The sequence below is a fragment of the Candidatus Hodarchaeum mangrovi genome, assembly GCF_975850365.1.
Window position 1 is genome coordinate 1 of sequence record NZ_CDLCQJ010000019.1, and the last position, 16,379, is coordinate 16,379.

Genomic DNA, 16,379 nt, shown 5'->3' on the forward strand with positions numbered 1-16,379 from the left:
TTGAGGGATAAAATAATAACAGAATAATCCATAAAGAGATTATTTGAGTTAAAAAGTTGATTCAGGTCATCAGAAGTCTTAATATCGAGAAAATCGGCAGTAATATTTAATGTTTGAGCAATAGAGAGAACTAAAGCGTTATCAGCATTATTTTCTGCTATAAAGAGAAAATTCCTATCTTCTAATGTGGTATATCCTTTACTCAGGATTCCAATAGGAGTTTCTGTGAACCAAAGAAAAAAAGAAAGTGTTAAAACTAGAAGTGTGAATAAAATTGATATCCTATGTATTTTCAATTTCTAGACTCCTCTTAGACCTCGAATATTTCGTATGCTAGCTTCCTTTTCTCAAGATTCTTGAATGGATTTCATATAAAAGGAAATTGGATTCACTTTTTTCCTTTACGTTAAACAAATGTTGAACTCGCAAATTTAGCTACAAATAACCGTTTCATGATGAGAAATCAAATTATTCAACCAAATATTAAAGATTTCACCACAACTGGAAAAACACGGTTCTCTACAATTGGTTTTCCGATATCAATAAATGTACCTTCAGATAAGGAGATTTCATCAATAGATAATATTTTATTTTGAACAGTTGTCTCTCTTTTCATCACGTTACCAACTGAATTACCAATATCAGTGTTAAAAACTAAAATAATTGGCTTTTCTTTCTTCAAGATAGTTTGAGGAAGTGCCTTTACAATTCCTTTAGTAAAAATAATTAATTTATCGTAAACTGTACGAACTGGATCATTAAATGCTAATGCAAATAAATCCTCTCCTTCAGACAGATCTAATCGTTGAAGTGCTTTACCTATCTCTTCAGAAATAGCTTCAGTATTAAATATCTCTCTAGAAATATTAGGAACAACAATCGGGATATTCTTTAGTGGTAGAAATTCCTCATTAACTTCTGTTGACATAAAGGTTGTACTTCCACTTACTTGTAAGGTGTACTCACTAGCGCCAATCACTGTAGCGCGTATCTTTTCAGGAGCCTCTATAAATGGAATCTGTCGATTTTCTAATAATTTTTTCATAATATTTCCAAGATAGCTTCCTAAATCTCCAAAATTTTTATCTGTGATGTTATAAATGTATTCTGCAATCCCTCCTGAAAAACTTAGAAGATAATTATTCGTAAAAACCTCATTTGGAAGATTTGAAGTCATCATTAGTTTTTGAGTGAAGTCAGAAAGTTCTTGACCTGTAATTACTTCAATGAGAGATTGAGCCAATTTTAAAGCTATTGATTCTTTCTGGTCCTCTGAGACCAGACTATTTAATGATAAATCAAATCCACATTCTTCAAGAGTCCATATCCCGGCAGGTTCAAGTCGTGTTATTATGTTATTTGAGGAAAATATTAAGAGTCTTCCTCCTACATTAATACATGCAGTATGTGTTATCTTTCCGTTGTCTATAACAGCGATATTAGATGTTCCTCCTCCTATATCAGTGTGAATTATCCTCATTTTATTATTCAATGAAAAATTAATAGCCCCTGACCCATATGCGGATATTACACTTTCAAAATTTGGGCCTGCACTCGCTGCTACAAAATTTCCTGATTCATTTGCTAAAATTTTAATTAATTTCTCTGCATTTTCACGTCGTGCAGACTCACCAGTGATTATTACTGCACCTGTATCAACTTCTGTTGGCTTAATTCCAGCTCTTAGGTATTCTTGCAATAAAAGACCAGATAGTCTGTCTATGTCAATTTCATCTGCCTTAAGTGGTGTAAAGAAGATTTCTCCTTTATAAATTATTTTTCTTTCAGCAACATGATATTTTTCAGTACGGCTCTTTGGATCTTTTTTTAAAGTGAGCTCTGAAAAAACTAAATGAGAAGTACTAGTTCCTACATCGATTCCTACAGAGGAAATTTTTTTAACTTCATTGGGACTCTTCAAGAAAAACCATCCAAATTATTCTATACTTGAGACTCAATTTCCAAAAAATAAACCAAAAGGGATGTTTACATTAGTTAAGACCTTTATTCGCTGAAATGACACTATATCAAACAAGGATATTGAGTTTTATTTTTTACATATAGCGCAGAGAACCTTTTTTGGGGATTCCTTATTATCTTTCCTAGGAGAATAAAGGGATATTAACCTCAAAGAACAAATTGGACATTCCTGCTTAGTTATAGTTACGCGACCTTTTTTAGGGAGAAAAAAAGTCACTTGACATGCTGGATAGTTTGTGCAACCGATAAGACGATAATTACTTACTTTTTTAAGAACTAAGGATCCTTGACAGGAAGGACATGATCCCAGAACATTACTTTGTGAAGAAACAGGTAGATATTTGCCTTTAGCATTCTTCTTTGCTGGAGAAGTCCATCGACATTCTGGGTATCTTGAACATCCAAAGAATATCTTTTTAGTTTTAGGATTAAACCTCTGGATAATATGACCTGTTCTACATACTGGACAGATTTCATTTTTCGGTGTTTCAAACGAAGATGAATGAAAAGAATCATCTTGATTGATAATATCTACAAGTAATTCCTCGAAACCATCAGTTTGTGAGAGCAATAATTCATGTAATTTAAGGTAATAATGTTTAATTTCTTCAAGCATGTTTTGATAGGACGCTTTCTGAGTAGCAACCTCATCCATCTTTGTTTCTACCATACGGGTAAAATGGGGAGTTACTAAATCTGGCCATATATTCTCAAAAAGAGAAATAATTGAATGCCCTAAATTAGTACCTTGGTATGTAGTCCCAGATCGAATAACGTATTTTCTTTCTATCAATTTTAACAAGATTTCTGGACGAGATGATTTTGTACCGATTCGTAATTTCTCAAGCATTTTTATAATTGAACCATCCGACCAATTCGGTGGGGCTTGAGTCTTGAATTTTTTCGATCTAAAATCTCCTACTTGAACAACGTCTCCTTTTTTAAACGAAAAATAGGTTGTTTCAATTGGTTTCTTCCAATATATAGCCTCAGTCCAACCTATTGTTTCGATTTGTTGAAAATCTTGGATAAAAGGTTCCTCTTTTATATTTAATTTTACCTTACCTCGTGATTGAATTAAATCTGGCATAAACATACCAATATAATATCTTGATATCAAGTTCCAAGTCTTTAAATGTTGTAAATCAATTTTTATAGATTCTTTTGGGATTACACCAGTTGGATGAATTGGGTCATGATCTTCCACCCCCATTTTTCTTCCGTTTGTTCGGACCTGGTTTGCTTCTTTGATCGTTTTTATTAAAGGTTGAAAATCAGGATACGAATAAAGCTTTGCTAAAATCTCTTTATGAGGAAATTCTGCTTTGAACTGTCGATTATCAGTTCTTGGATAGGAGAGATACCCCTCTTCATAAAGATTCGCTAAGATCTGCAATCCTCTTTCCGCATTTAGCTTAAGATTTTTAGAAAGAATGGCTAATGCATCAGTTGTATTCAAGGGTTTAGGTGGAGGGATATTTACCTTTTTAGTGTTAAAATCATTAACTATAGCCGTTGTTTCAGAAGAAATTTTCTTTATTATTTTTTTTACTTCATTTAACTCTTCAAAAGGAGAAGAATCATGTTTAATTACTATAATAATAGTTTTTCTTTGATTATCTAGAATATCTGCAAAAAGATTGTATTTTTCAACAGAGACAAACTCGTTTCGTTCACGATCACGATCTACAACTAATTTTAATGTAGGGAGTTGCACTCTTCCTACTGAAAGAACAACTCCCCTCTGTTTGATAATTTTTCTTGCAGAATTAGTTATCTCACGAGTACCTGCAAAACCAACCCATGCATCAATAATCCGTCGTCCTTGAACAGCCAGAGCTAAAGAAGTGTTCCATTTGATCGGATTTTCAAATGAACGAATAATTTCAACCCGTGTAAGAGAAGAATTCCAGATTCGTAAAGTTGATGAAATTAATTCTGGATTTGAGTTGATAGCTATTGTAAAGGCTTCATAAGCAATATTATCTCCTTCCGAATCAGGATCTGTAGCAAGCCATAATTCATCGACTTCTTTAGCCTTTTGACTAATTAAACGTTGAAATAAGGCATTTTTTTTGATTATTAAAGCGTTTGGATTTTGAATTATGTCTAGGGGTTGGCATTTATTCCAACCAAAATCATCTGAAGTATCAATTGATGTTATGTGACCTATAAGAGGAAGAAAAATGAATTGTTTATTTTTCCAATACCCTTTTTTCAGATATAGCCTTGAATTCACTTTTTCGGAAGATATTTGACTAAGTAAAGTCTCTGTAATTGTACGAACTTGTGAAGGTTTTTCACCAATCACCAAGACTTTACGAGTCATTTTTTTTACCACAATAGTCATTTAAATTTAAGAATACAACCATTCAAAAAATCTTGGAAATATTTTTTTAAGGTTTCAAGCTTGAGGCTTCCATTAGTTCTATTGCATTGATGTGAGTAATATGCCTTTTAGAATGATTGACTTGACTCAGAGATTATCTATACATACACCCCCTTGGCCATCCTACATGCCATTACAAGTACAGTATTTTAAACGGATTGCAGGGGCACATATGGGACAGGGAGCAAATGGTCAGATCATAAAAACATCTAACCATGTAGGAACCCATATAGATGGCGAAATTCATTTTTTCGCTGCTGGTCGAACAATTGGTGAGATACCACTCCAAGAATTTTGTGGTTCAGGAGTGATTATTGATATATCTGATAGTATGACAGATTATGACCTATATTCTCCTGAGATGTTGAAGGAAAAAGCAGATATTAGAACGGGAGATATTTTAATAATCAAAACCGGCTATCAACGGTATGCATGGGATCAACCAAAATCTGATGAAGTTCGTTATTTTGTAAAACATCCCGGGCCAAACGCTGATTTTCCTCAATGGGCGATAGATATGAAATTCAAATGGATCGGGGTCGATTGTGGTAGTGCAGATCATCCAATGAATACTATAATTCGTGATTGGCATCCTAAAGCATTTATTGAGGCTGAGAAGAAGCTTTGTAAACAATATGGAGTCAAATCATGGGATGAGATGTTCCCTCCAGAGAAATTTTATCAGATCATGCATATTGAGCTTTTTCCCAAAGGAGTAATTCATGCTGAAAATCTTTGGATTCCTGACGACCCACTCCTTACGAATAAACGAATATGGATTGGTTGTTTTCCTCTTAAAGGAATTGAGCTTGAAAGTTCGATGTGTCGAATCGTTGCGTTTCCTGATGTTCCTATTGAATAAAATAATCTGAATAATTTTTTTTTTATTATTCGTTTTTTTGTAAGAAAATCTTAAGATACTAATTCATAAAATGGTAAATAACTGTAGTTAAGAGGGAATAAATAAAATGGATAAGCAAGAAAGAATTGATTTTTTTGAAAAACAGATTGATTTAGAAAGAAATATTGTAAAACGTGCGGAAGCTGCAGTAAAAGATATGAAAAATCCTCTTGTAAAAGAACTCATTTTAGGTATTGCTATGGATTCTAATAAACATGCTACATTACTCAATGCCCTTATTGCCTTGAATTCAGGAGGTACTCCTTTTATTAAGGAAGAGGTAACAGACCAATTGAAATTAAATCTAGAAGAACACATTAAATTAGAGAAAAAAGCAATTGATACCTATGAAATGCTCTTAGAAAGCTTAGAGGACGACCGAGAAAAGGTTGTGGTTTCTGCAATTTTAGAAGACGAAAAACGTCATCATCAACTACTTATTCGTCTTCATAAAATGATTATTGAAAAAGAAACAGTAACTGAACAAGACTTATGGGATTGGACGTGGAAAGATTCTCTATTCCATGGTTCTCCAGGTGGATAATTAAAAAAATCTACTTCGTCTTTTGAATAAAACTAATCAAGCTACCGTTTCTCTTGAAGCGAATACTGCACCTAGAAATGCTATAATCATATAAATAGTCAAAGCCAGTAATTCAATAGCTATATCTTCTAATCCTAATCCTCTTAACATGAGCGATTTTAGCCCTGATACAGCATAGGTTAAGGGAATTAAATTTGAAAATATTCCTAACCAATCAGGAAGGGTATTTATTGGAACCATAAATCCTGATAATGCGATGCTCGGAATAGCTACTATTACCGCCATCTGTACGGCTTGAAACTCATTTCGTGCTACTCTTGCCAAGAATAATGCTAACATAACACTTCCCATAGCAAAATATAATACAAATCCAAAAACAAGTACTAAATCTCCTCTAACTTCAGCATTAAAGACAAATAAAGAAACGAGTAATACTACAGCAGAAATAAGAATGCCAAAAATCGTCATTCCAATTAGATAACCTAACATTACTTGCCAACGATTGATAGGTGCACTGAAAAAACGAGCTTTAGTTCCTTCTAAATCTTCACGAACAGATAGTAACACTGTTAGAAGAATAATCAAGAAAAGTGATATATAGCCAATTATTCCAGGCAATGTAACATCTAAACCCCTGATTTCTTCATTACCCCAAGCAAAAACTCTTTGGATTGTTGTTAATGAACTTAGTCCTGTTTCTTCTCTAATATCATTAGAAGAATCAGCAAAAGCCTCTGATAAAGCTCCTAAGATACTTCCACCAATTGCTGGTTCAGCTTCGTCATAAAAAATTTCAATAGTAACTGAGATATTAAGTATAGGATTTAGTGAATTACTCAAATTTCGTGGAAGAAAAATAATTCCAGTAACTGTCCTATTTAAAACAAATTCTTTAGCTAATGTATAATCGTTTAATTCATCCACAATTTTTACTCTATCATCATTCTCTAATTTCTCGACAATTCTATCTCCTAAGGATTCAGGAAAAAAAGCACTTTCATCTAAATTAACTATAATTATTGGATTATTGTAAGTTTCCCCTGTAAAAGCATAACCGAAAATAACTGTAATTATTATTGGGACGATTATGATCATACCAATTGTTCTCCGATCGTTTGTTAGTTGGCGGAATATTCGAATCGCTATAGCAAAAGCTATAAACATCAATTATTCCCTCCTTTTTTGAAGTGTATAAATAACTCTTCTAAGGTTTCTACAGAATTTTCATTCATAAGTGCTTTTGGATTACCAACAGCAAGCATCTTTCCTTCCATCATTAATCCTACACGGTCAGTTCGAACAGCTTCGTCAGTAATATGAGTCGAGATCAGTATTGTCTTTCCTTTACTTTTAAGTTCTTTAAAATAATCCCAAAATTCTTGACGAAGAATTGGGTCAACTCCAACTGTAGGTTCATCAAGAATTAACAAATCGGGTTCGGTTAATAGAGAAATTCCTAAAGAAACACGTCGTTTTTGACCTCCAGAAAGAGTTCTACATAATTTATCTTTTTTATCAGCTAAGACTAGCAGATGAAATAATTCATCTAATTTCTGCTTAATTTTATTATCTTTTAAACCAAAAATTCTACCATAAAAAAGAGCGTTTTGTAAAGGTGTTAAATCTAAATAAATTGCTAATTCCTGAGGCATAAATCCAATTTTATGGCGTGCAGGAATTTTCATTTTAGGGATATCATAACCTAAAATATTAATCTTACCTGTTTTGAGTTTATAGATACCCATTAAGCAATGGATTAATGTTGTTTTCCCCGCACCATTGGGACCTAACAATCCAAAGATTTCTCCTTCTGGGATTGTCAAAGAAACATCATTAACAGCTAATAGTTTTCCAAAATTCTTTGTTAAATTGGTTATTGTTATTGCTGTATGATGAGATACCTTTTCAGTAGAAACACTCATGGAATTTCACCATAAATCTCCTATCTCTTTTCTTTAAAAATAGTTATCTCTATTACTCTTCTAACACGATACAAAGGCTATCAATTATCTATGTATCCTTTTTCCAATCTTTTTGTTTCCTAGATTAGATGATTTGCCCAAAACTCACAAATTTTTAGATACAATTAGATGAAAGTCGTGTGGAGAATTATTTCTCCTTTTTAGTTTCTTTCTTACGAATATTCACTTTTTTCTTCTGTTTAGTAACAAGATCGGCCATAAATGCCTGTGAAGTATAAGCACTTTCTATTTCTGCTGTTTTTATTGTCTCTAAATTTAAATCTGATACTTCAGCTGGTGAAAATCCCTTTTCCATTGCATAGGTACTACCCGATGCCTGATGTCTCACAGTTCTAGTTTCTGTTCGCTGTAGATAAAAATGGGAGGTCATATGAATAATTTCTCCTTCGCCATATTTAAATGATACAATGACAGGAGACTCTCCGTATTTTTCTTTCATTTCTCGTGAATTCACGAGGATTTTTACTTTCTCATGATTGATAATTCTGATAGGATAGCTTGATCCTTCTAGCCACCATTGTGGATCATCTGTTGCATCAATTACTGAGTGGATAAATGAATTTTCTCCTCCATCTAGGATTTCAACTCGTACAACGTCATCAGGGGTAGCTCTGTTGTTAAATTCAACAAAACCGGGAAAAACTCTCTCCAGAACATGTTTTAAAGCCCAATCAGTTGTTATCAACATCCCTCCACGCAAAACAAATGATTGCAAAATTTCTATTCCAGAATCTGAAAAGCCGTCACCTGGGCAATTGATGAAGATTAGTTCATCCCCTGAGAATTCAAGCTGATCTAGCTGTCTTGGTGAGATAAGACTATGTGGAATATTTGCTAAATTAAAATTAACTTGTGCATGGTCATAAATTCCTTCAACAACAATGATATCAGACTCTTTAATCCCATCTAGTATTTTTAAATCCTCGGGTCTTTCTTTAGCAAGTCTTCTTCGAAGTAATTGTGAGGATGCTTCATACGCTCTTTTCATTTGTTGATCCCCTTTAATATTTTCTTTTTTATCCATGATGAACACTTCTCGCAATATTTTTATTGTTCAAAATTTAGAACTGCATCTCGTTTCCATTGATATATACTTTTTCAACCCGACTATAAAATTCAAATGGGTCTCCACTCCAGATGACAATATCAGCATCTTTGCCTACTTCTAAAGAGCCTACACGGTCGTCTATCTTTAAAATTTCTGCGGGATTGATTGTAATACATTTAAATGCGTCCTCACGGCTCATTCCTTCCTTTATTACAAACATTGGAAGTAGAGGGAAGAAGTTCATTGGTGTAAGACTATCGGTTTGAAGAGCGACTTTTACTCCTGCTTTATTCAGAATTACTGGTGTTTTAAATGATCTATTTGTAGTTTCTTGTTTGCTTACCCAAAAAAGTGTAGGTCCATATACAACGGGGATATTTTTAGATGCGATATATGATGCAATCTCTGCAGAATCTGTACCATGTATTAATACTAGATCTAATCCAAATTCTTCTGTAATACGAATGATAGTTGCTATATCGTCGGATCTATGACAATGAGCATGAATAGGGATCTCTTTTTTCATTACTTTAGCAACAATTTCCATTTTTAAGTCTGTTTTTGGGGGTGCAGGAGGTAAGGTCTCTTTTTTTTCAGCTATTGCCTTCCGTTCATAATATGATTCTTGTTCCTGAATGTAATTTTGCGCTTCTGTGAATGTCGTCCGTAATAATGCAGCGACCCCCATTCGTGTTGCAGGCATTCTTTTATTTTCCCTTCCATGAACGCGTTTAGGGTTTTCTCCTAATGCTACTTTTAAACCTGAGGGAGATTTTACTATCATTTCATCAATAACTTTTCCTGTGGGTTTAATAATAAATGCTTGTCCTGAAATTACATTACCCGATCCAGGCCCTGTATTAAGACAAGTTACTCCACCTTTTAATACATCAGAGCGAATACTTGGCTCATTCGGATTAAATGAATCAAGTCCTCTCATTTGTGGTGTGACAGGATCCGTCATCTCATTTCCATCCTCTCCAGCCCACCCTATGCTTCCATCAAATAATCCTTGATGGGTATGTGCATCAACAAAACCAGGTACAATAAATTTCCCATTAACATCTATTACTTCAGCCTTCTCTGGGACTTGAATCTCTTCCCCTCTTCCTACAGCTATTATTTTTCCATCATTAAACAATACTGTACCTTTCTCAATCTTTCCTTGTTTCGGACATAATATTGTTCCATTTACTATTGCTTTCATAAAATTCACCGTCAAATTAAGATTGAAAATCTCTATTTTTTCCAATACCATTATAAAGAAATCCGTGCTGTTTTACATCCTTTGCATCATAAACATTCCGTCCATCAATTAGGATATGTGTGTTCATAATGTTTTTTAATTTTGAGAAATTTAATTTGTAATATTCCGCATGTTTGGTGACAATAATTGCACAGTCGGATTTTTCTAACGCTTTTTCAAGGTTATTTTCTACAGGCCAATCCTTAAATAATTCAGGATTTACATATGGATCATGTGCGATAACTTTAGCTCCTAGTGAGTTTAAATATCGAATTAACGGTAGAGCAGGCGTATTTCGAGTATCATCTGAATTTTCAAGATATGCAACTCCAAGGACTGTAATTTTTACCTTACTTAATAATTTGAATCCCTTTGCTTCCAAAGCAGATACTGCAAGCCCTGCAAGATGAATAGGCATGTAATTGTTAATCTTTCGGCCTAAACTAATGAATTCAGGCTCAATGAATTCCCTACCATAAGTTTGTACTCCGTACCGTAAAAGCCATGGGTCTTTTGGCAAACAATGACCTCCTACACCAGCCCCTGGATAATGCATAAAACGATCATGTCGTTTATTTATCAATTCGATAATTTCATAGATATTAACCTTCAAACTTTCACAAACAAGTGCCATTTCATTCGCAAATGCTATATTTATGTCTCGATAGGAGTTTTCTATTGTCTTCGCTAACTCAGCAGCAAGACAGCTTGTAATCGATATATCTTTGGTTACAACTTTTTGATATAACCAAACTGCTTTTTCAGTACATTTTGGAGTGAATCCACCAACAACTCTAGGCATATTAACAATAAAGTCTAAGAGTTTTCCTGGCATTACTCGTTCATAGCTAAACGCAAGATGAAAATCATCTCCTGCAGTCATCCGTGAACATTCTTCAATTATTGGTTTTACAACATTTTCAGTTGTACCTGGTGCTACTGTAGATTCTATAATTACAGTACTTCCTTTCTTTAGATATTTTCCAATTTGAGCTGAAACTGTGCGTAAAGATTCATATTGGGGGATATGTGAGCTATCGGTGGGTGTTTGAACATCTATCAAAATGTAATCAGCATATTTTGTTACTGATGGATCATCAGTAACACTAAAGCTCTTCTTTTTTACTACTCGAGCTATTAGTTCATCTAATCCTGGTTCTTTTCCTTTAAAAGGAGATTTTCCTTGATTTAATATATCAATTTTCCAACTAGAGCGTTCGGATCGTCTTTGTATCCCAGTCACTTGAAACTCATCGATATCAGCTAAGAGTGCGGCAATTGGAATACCTACATATCCCATACCAAATACTACAACTTTTGTAACCATATCTCGACACCAAAAAATAATAATAAAGGATTAACCCTGTTTATTAACAAGTTCTTGAAATTCATTTAGTAATTTTTTAAGATAATCGAATCCAGCTTGCCAGAATTCTGGAGTAGTGATGTCCAATCCAACTGAGGATGCTAGATTTACAGGAAATTGAGATCCACCAGCACTTAAGATTTCCTTATACTTCGGAATGAAGGATTTTCCTTGTTCTAAATATTTTTGGTATAATCCTAAGACAAAGAGCATTCCAAATGAATAAGCATAACAATAAAAACGGGTTAGAATGAAGTGTGGGATGGTTGACCAATTCCACGTTTGCTCTGGTAAGAAATTAACTGCGTCTCCATAAGCTTCTGAGACGAAATTATCCCATAATTCCCCCATTTCTTGTGCTGATAAATTACGTCGGGCACCCAGTTCATGACACTCTTTTTCCCAGAAAACATACATTGTTTGACGGCTAATAGTGACAATAGCATCTTCTAGTTGGCTAGCAATTAATTTAAGTTTAGCCTCATCATCCTTCATTGTTTTTAGTAGTTTTTTTATCAGAATTTGTTCCCCAAAGACCGAAGCAGTTTCTGCTACAACAAGAGGTGGATGATAATTCAGAATTGTTTGGTTTCTTCCAGCAATCAAATCATGGATTCCGTGTCCCATTTCATGTGCTAGGGTGCTAACGCTATCTGGAGTCCCATTAAACGACATATGAATGACAGGGTCAATGTTAGGGGTAGTTGCTGAGCAGAAAGCACCAGTCATTTTAGTTTTTCTAACTTCTGAATCTATTAAATTTCTATCAAATAACCCTTTAGCTAATTCACCAATATCATTATCGAATTCTAGGTAGGCTTCAAGAACTATACTTCTTGCTTCTTCCCAAGAGTACTTAAAATCTTTTCCAATAGGTGCGTAAAGATCACTTCCCCTTATTTTTTTTCCTTGTCCTAAAAGTTTAGCTTTAGCCTTGTAATAATCCTGAACTAAATCATAGTTCTTTCTGATCACTTCCATCATTGTAGTGACTATTGCTTCCTCAGTTTGATTGCGAACATGAGCAATGGTCATTGTATCAGGATAATTTCTGAGTTCAATGTTTTGTCCATGATCTTTCCAAATATTATTAAAACAATGAGTAATAGGAATAGAATTATCTGCATATTTTTGATAATATTTCTTAAAAACCTCTTCACGTACACTGGAATTAGGATCTCTAAAAAGTGGAAGCATTTCTCCAGGAGAAAGAATCTTTTTCTCTCCCTTGATTTTTATTTCGAACTGAAAAGCAGCTGTATATTCATCATATAAATTGTTCCAAGCATTCGCACCAACTAGGTTTTTCATATTCAAAATTTTTTCCTCTGGTTCAGAAAGTAAATAAGGTTTGTTTAATCGTGAAACTTCTATATAATGATGGTAATTACCTAGGTCTGGGCTTGATAGATAGCCCGATGCTACATCCTCGGGCATTTTTGATATTTCTAAATAAGCCCATATTAGTTTATTTGAAATATCAGTTATCCTTTGTTGTATCTTCCCATAAAGAGTTTTGTGGTGTTCATTTGTAGTTTCTTGTGCGAAAAGTAAATAACCATATGAACCAGCTCTGGTAGTTAATTCTCGAATGTTTTCAACCTGCTTAAAGACCTTTTTGAGTTTTTTTGAACTCAAATCACCTGATACAATTTTTTCACGATATATAGCTAGTTCATCAGCTAATTGTTCCGCTTTTTCTAAATCTTTATCAATTTGAGGGTCATTATATCCTTGATAAAGAAATGATAAATCCCATTTAGTAGTCAATTATGAAAATCTCCTATAGATTATTTGTTAATGATTGGATATAGGTAATCCAAAACATTGAAGTGCTATATCTATTCTTTATGGTTTGAGATTTGAAATTACTTGGGCTTATGTAAATTCGATGGGAATAATTTTTTTTAACAAAAGATGTATTAGCAGTATAAATTGAAAAATAAAGAAAAAAATAGACCTAGAATCATATAAGGAATTTTCATCTTAAGATTTTTTCTGATATTAGAGTAAATTACTTTTCATTGAGATCAAGAAAATTCCTGATATTCAAAACATTTCTACGTTGTAATTAAAATATCGTGCCTAGTTCTTAAATACAAGAAGTTGTTAAAAGAGATCATAATTTTTGAATGAGAATAGTTAATCTGGTTGGTTTAGATTCATGAAAACTCAATTGTTAAAGGATGAAATACTAGAAGCTATGTCTTTAAAGAGACAATATGGTGTTTTTAATACAAACATGATGTTTCTTCTAGATGACAAGGATAAAAAGCTTGTTGAAGAATTTCAAGGACTCTGTCTTGAAAAAGAAGAACAAATCAATGGTATCCATGGCCATAATAATGAAGATCATTATAATTGGTTTGAATGGGCTGGAAAACATGGATTAATTAATCGTACAAACAATTATCCTCATCGTGATGATTTAGAGATTGGAATGAAAGCAGAAATACTCCGTCAGTGGACTATGGATATTTTCGATCCCCAGTTCTCCCTATCTCTTGGTGCCTCCGTTTTATGTATTAATCCTATTGCTCATCATCATGAAGGACGAGAAACTTTACTTAAAGATTTGCGGGATCTTCTAGATGGCAAGAAAATTGGATGTATTTGTATTACAGAACCAGAACGAGGTTCTGATGCGGTGAATATGTTAGTCAAAGCTGAGAAAGCAGATGATGGTGGATTAATTCTGAATGGAATAAAATGTTACAATACGAACTCTCCTGTAGCTGATATCGCAGCAGTATATGCAGTTTATAATACTGATGATCCTCGGGGTACAATGATTCAAGGGATTTCTCATGCTGACTGGAATAAAGGTTTTAAGGCTGAACGTATTGGTATTCCATCAGTACCAAAAGTTAAAATCGGTAAAACTATTTTTGAAGATGCTCATATTCCTCCTGATTACATTACGGGAGATGATGGTAAGGGTTATGAAATATTGTTTGAAGGGCTAGTTCCTGAGCGAATTGGAATCGCAGCACTAAATGTCGGACAAATGTGGGGTGCTTTTTCTCTAGCTGCTTTATATTCAACCGTACGTCAGCAATTTGGTGAAAAAATTCTCAGACATCAGGCAGTAGGCATGAGCGTTTTAGCTAAGTATCATGGACGATTAACTGATATAACTATGGCTTTATTGAGATTAGCAGAGACTTATGATACTAAAAAGGAAGAATTAGCTGGAATTCCAGCGACAATGAACCCTCTCGTTGCTATGGCTTCCCAAATGAAAGAATATAGCTCCTTATTATATCATGAACTCGCTTATGAATGTATGCATGCAATGGGTGGCACTGGAGTTACTGATCAAACCAAAATGCCTCATTATCAAGGAGTTTCTGAGATTGCCGAAGTTGTTGGTGGTACAAGAAATGTTCAACTACTGATTGGCAGTAGAACCATCAACACTATGATCAAAATGATATAAGCTCCATTTTTTCTTTTTTTTTCTGTTATTTTAGACTCATGCTTTTGCGGATAAACTGTTTAGTTTTGTTTATTATTAATAGTAGCGAATTTTTTTCATGGGAAGTATATTTTTCTTTCTCCATCTTGTATAGGTTCCAGATCATGACGATAGTTTCAGTCAAAATATATAGTTCACAAAAGGAGGAAGTTCTTAGTACCGTAACCCTTCCTAATGAGGATATTTCAAATCTTTCTAGTATTCTTAAGCAGGCTCCGCTGTCTTTAATTATTGATTCGAATATTCATGATATTCAGGGTCTTCTCCTCAATCAATATCTCTTTGTTCATACAAAAACTTCTTCAAAGTTTACCATTGTTGCAATTGCTACATTAAATACTTCTTTTTTTGAAATTGAAACCTTTTTAACACTTCTCAAACAAGAACTTTCCTCCTTTAATCCCAAATCTTTGCTAGAAGATAATGAGGCATTTCAAATTGTTTGTGAGCAAATCATTCAACGAATGGAATCTCAAAATGAGATCTCCATTGCTCTTCTTGGACTAGACAAGGCTGGGAAAACGACATTTCTAAATATTCTTAAGGATCAACAATCCTTAACTGGATTTAAAGAGTATTTACCAACTAAATCATTAAATATTGACACTATTCACTTGAAAAATATCCCTTATCGAATAAAATTATTTGATTTAGGAATGGCTTTTCAATCGCACTGGTGGATGTTTGCAGGTGAGTGTGAGGGGTTTATCTTTTTTATTGATGCTGCAGACATTAGTCGTCGGAATGAAGCGATGGAACTTTTCAATGAAATACGCAATTTCTGGGATTGTCCTTATGTTATTGCTGCAAACAAAGTAGATATTTGTAAAATTCATAACATAAGAAAATATCTTGCAAGAAAATTAAAGGTTTCAATTCGTAAAGTCTACGAAACCAACACTTCAACAGGTGAAGGAGTAGAATCCCTGTTGGAAGGCTTAATTACTACTGAAATCAACAACAAAAGTATATCAATATCATTAGTAACACCAAATCATAAAAAAAGATAATCAATTTTAAAGAAGCATTGAAATAAGAAATTCAAGAGTTCTTGAAGCACCTTGAAATAAACTTGATTAAATAATTTAGTTCGCTAGAATTGAATAATTTGCAGTTATTTTGAATTTCATCCCTCTATTTTATTAAATTAATAGAATTCTCTGTGATTTATCACAAATTCATAAAATCATGGAATAAAATCTACAAGAGAAAAAATCATTGTAATTAAGTGAACTTGAAAAAGTTCAAAGTTGTTAAAGAAATAAATAAGTTACAATTTTTTTACTGGTGGTTAAATTAAAAAATTAATTAACTGGGATTATAATAGGGGAAAAAAAATAATTTAGTTCTATAATTCCTTTAACGATTTCACCTTAAAGAGATATCCTATGTTAATTCCTGTTATTATATTCCCTTTAATAGAGAGAAAATTCTTTAAAATAAAA

13 protein-coding genes are annotated in these 16,379 nt (G+C 33.4%); 4 read left to right on the plus strand and 9 right to left on the minus strand.

From position 1 onward, the window contains the following. From ACWVCY_RS02760 to ACWVCY_RS02770, 3 genes are all read right to left on the minus strand, one after another. Positions 1 to 296 (minus strand): hypothetical protein (locus ACWVCY_RS02760; protein ID WP_455140159.1); only part of this gene is annotated, 296 nt, incomplete at its 3' end. Positions 297 to 472: 176 nt separating this feature from the next. Beyond that, positions 473 to 1,921, minus strand: coding sequence for an ethanolamine ammonia-lyase reactivating factor EutA (locus ACWVCY_RS02765; RefSeq protein ID WP_455140160.1), 1,449 nt, complete (start codon positions 1,919 to 1,921; stop codon positions 473 to 475). Between the two features lie 126 nt (positions 1,922 to 2,047). Next, positions 2,048 to 4,309: a DNA topoisomerase gene (locus ACWVCY_RS02770; protein WP_455140161.1), complete on the minus strand. Its 2,262-nt coding sequence runs from the start codon at positions 4,307 to 4,309 to the stop codon at positions 2,048 to 2,050. A 121-nt stretch (positions 4,310 to 4,430) separates the two neighbouring features. Between ACWVCY_RS02770 and ACWVCY_RS02775 the strand changes: the two genes are divergently transcribed. Next, positions 4,431 to 5,231 carry a cyclase family protein gene (locus tag ACWVCY_RS02775; protein WP_455140162.1) on the plus strand — a complete coding sequence of 267 codons (801 nt, stop codon included), beginning with the start codon at positions 4,431 to 4,433 and terminating at the stop codon, positions 5,229 to 5,231. Positions 5,232 to 5,337: 106 nt separating this feature from the next. Continuing rightward, positions 5,338 to 5,814 (plus strand): ferritin family protein, encoded by a 477-nt coding sequence (locus ACWVCY_RS02780; protein WP_455140163.1) that lies wholly within the window; start codon positions 5,338 to 5,340, stop codon positions 5,812 to 5,814. 36 nt (positions 5,815 to 5,850) lie between these two features. Here ACWVCY_RS02780 and ACWVCY_RS02785 read toward each other — a convergent pair whose 3' ends face one another. From ACWVCY_RS02785 to ACWVCY_RS02810, 6 genes are all read right to left on the minus strand, one after another. Then, entirely contained in the window at positions 5,851 to 6,978 is a 1,128-nt protein-coding gene (locus ACWVCY_RS02785; RefSeq protein ID WP_455140171.1) for an ABC transporter permease, read from the minus strand. Then, complete coding sequence (locus ACWVCY_RS02790; protein ID WP_455140164.1) at positions 6,978 to 7,736, minus strand: ABC transporter ATP-binding protein; 759 nt, start codon at positions 7,734 to 7,736, stop codon at positions 6,978 to 6,980. Before ACWVCY_RS02790 ends, ACWVCY_RS02785 begins: the two co-directional genes overlap by 1 nt. 187 nt (positions 7,737 to 7,923) lie before the next feature. Continuing rightward, on the minus strand, positions 7,924 to 8,820 hold the full coding sequence (locus tag ACWVCY_RS02795; RefSeq protein WP_455140165.1) for a hypothetical protein: 897 nt from the start codon (positions 8,818 to 8,820) through the stop codon (positions 7,924 to 7,926). 37 nt (positions 8,821 to 8,857) lie between these two features. After that, entirely contained in the window at positions 8,858 to 10,051 is a 1,194-nt protein-coding gene (locus ACWVCY_RS02800; protein WP_455140166.1) for an amidohydrolase, read from the minus strand. A 16-nt stretch (positions 10,052 to 10,067) separates the two neighbouring features. Then, positions 10,068 to 11,417 (minus strand): nucleotide sugar dehydrogenase, encoded by a 1,350-nt coding sequence (locus tag ACWVCY_RS02805; protein WP_455140167.1) that lies wholly within the window; start codon positions 11,415 to 11,417, stop codon positions 10,068 to 10,070. A gap of 30 nt (positions 11,418 to 11,447) precedes the next feature. Continuing rightward, positions 11,448 to 13,226, minus strand: coding sequence for a M3 family oligoendopeptidase (locus ACWVCY_RS02810; protein ID WP_455140168.1), 1,779 nt, complete (start codon positions 13,224 to 13,226; stop codon positions 11,448 to 11,450). Between the two features lie 394 nt (positions 13,227 to 13,620). Between ACWVCY_RS02810 and ACWVCY_RS02815 the strand changes: the two genes are divergently transcribed. Further along, on the plus strand, positions 13,621 to 14,895 hold the full coding sequence (locus ACWVCY_RS02815; protein WP_455140169.1) for an acyl-CoA dehydrogenase family protein: 1,275 nt from the start codon (positions 13,621 to 13,623) through the stop codon (positions 14,893 to 14,895). A gap of 143 nt (positions 14,896 to 15,038) precedes the next feature. Further along, positions 15,039 to 15,944 (plus strand): ADP-ribosylation factor-like protein, encoded by a 906-nt coding sequence (locus ACWVCY_RS02820; RefSeq protein ID WP_455140170.1) that lies wholly within the window; start codon positions 15,039 to 15,041, stop codon positions 15,942 to 15,944. The last annotated feature ends 435 nt before the right edge of the window (positions 15,945 to 16,379 follow it).

Bases quoted from the DNA above. Each gene is read 5' to 3' on its own strand.
- ACWVCY_RS02770 (WP_455140161.1), bottom strand. From the start codon at position 4,309: ATGACTCGTAAAGTCTTGGTGATTGGTGAAAAACCTTCACAAGTTCGT.
- ACWVCY_RS02775 (WP_455140162.1), top strand. From the start codon at position 4,431: ATGCCTTTTAGAATGATTGACTTGACTCAGAGATTATCTATACATACA.
- ACWVCY_RS02780 (WP_455140163.1), top strand. From the start codon at position 5,338: ATGGATAAGCAAGAAAGAATTGATTTTTTTGAAAAACAGATTGATTTA.
- ACWVCY_RS02785 (WP_455140171.1), bottom strand. From the start codon at position 6,978: ATGTTTATAGCTTTTGCTATAGCGATTCGAATATTCCGCCAACTAACA.
- ACWVCY_RS02790 (WP_455140164.1), bottom strand. From the start codon at position 7,736: ATGAGTGTTTCTACTGAAAAGGTATCTCATCATACAGCAATAACAATA.
- ACWVCY_RS02795 (WP_455140165.1), bottom strand. From the start codon at position 8,820: ATGGATAAAAAAGAAAATATTAAAGGGGATCAACAAATGAAAAGAGCG.
- ACWVCY_RS02800 (WP_455140166.1), bottom strand. From the start codon at position 10,051: ATGAAAGCAATAGTAAATGGAACAATATTATGTCCGAAACAAGGAAAG.
- ACWVCY_RS02805 (WP_455140167.1), bottom strand. From the start codon at position 11,417: ATGGTTACAAAAGTTGTAGTATTTGGTATGGGATATGTAGGTATTCCA.
- ACWVCY_RS02815 (WP_455140169.1), top strand. From the start codon at position 13,621: ATGAAAACTCAATTGTTAAAGGATGAAATACTAGAAGCTATGTCTTTA.
- ACWVCY_RS02820 (WP_455140170.1), top strand. From the start codon at position 15,039: ATGACGATAGTTTCAGTCAAAATATATAGTTCACAAAAGGAGGAAGTT.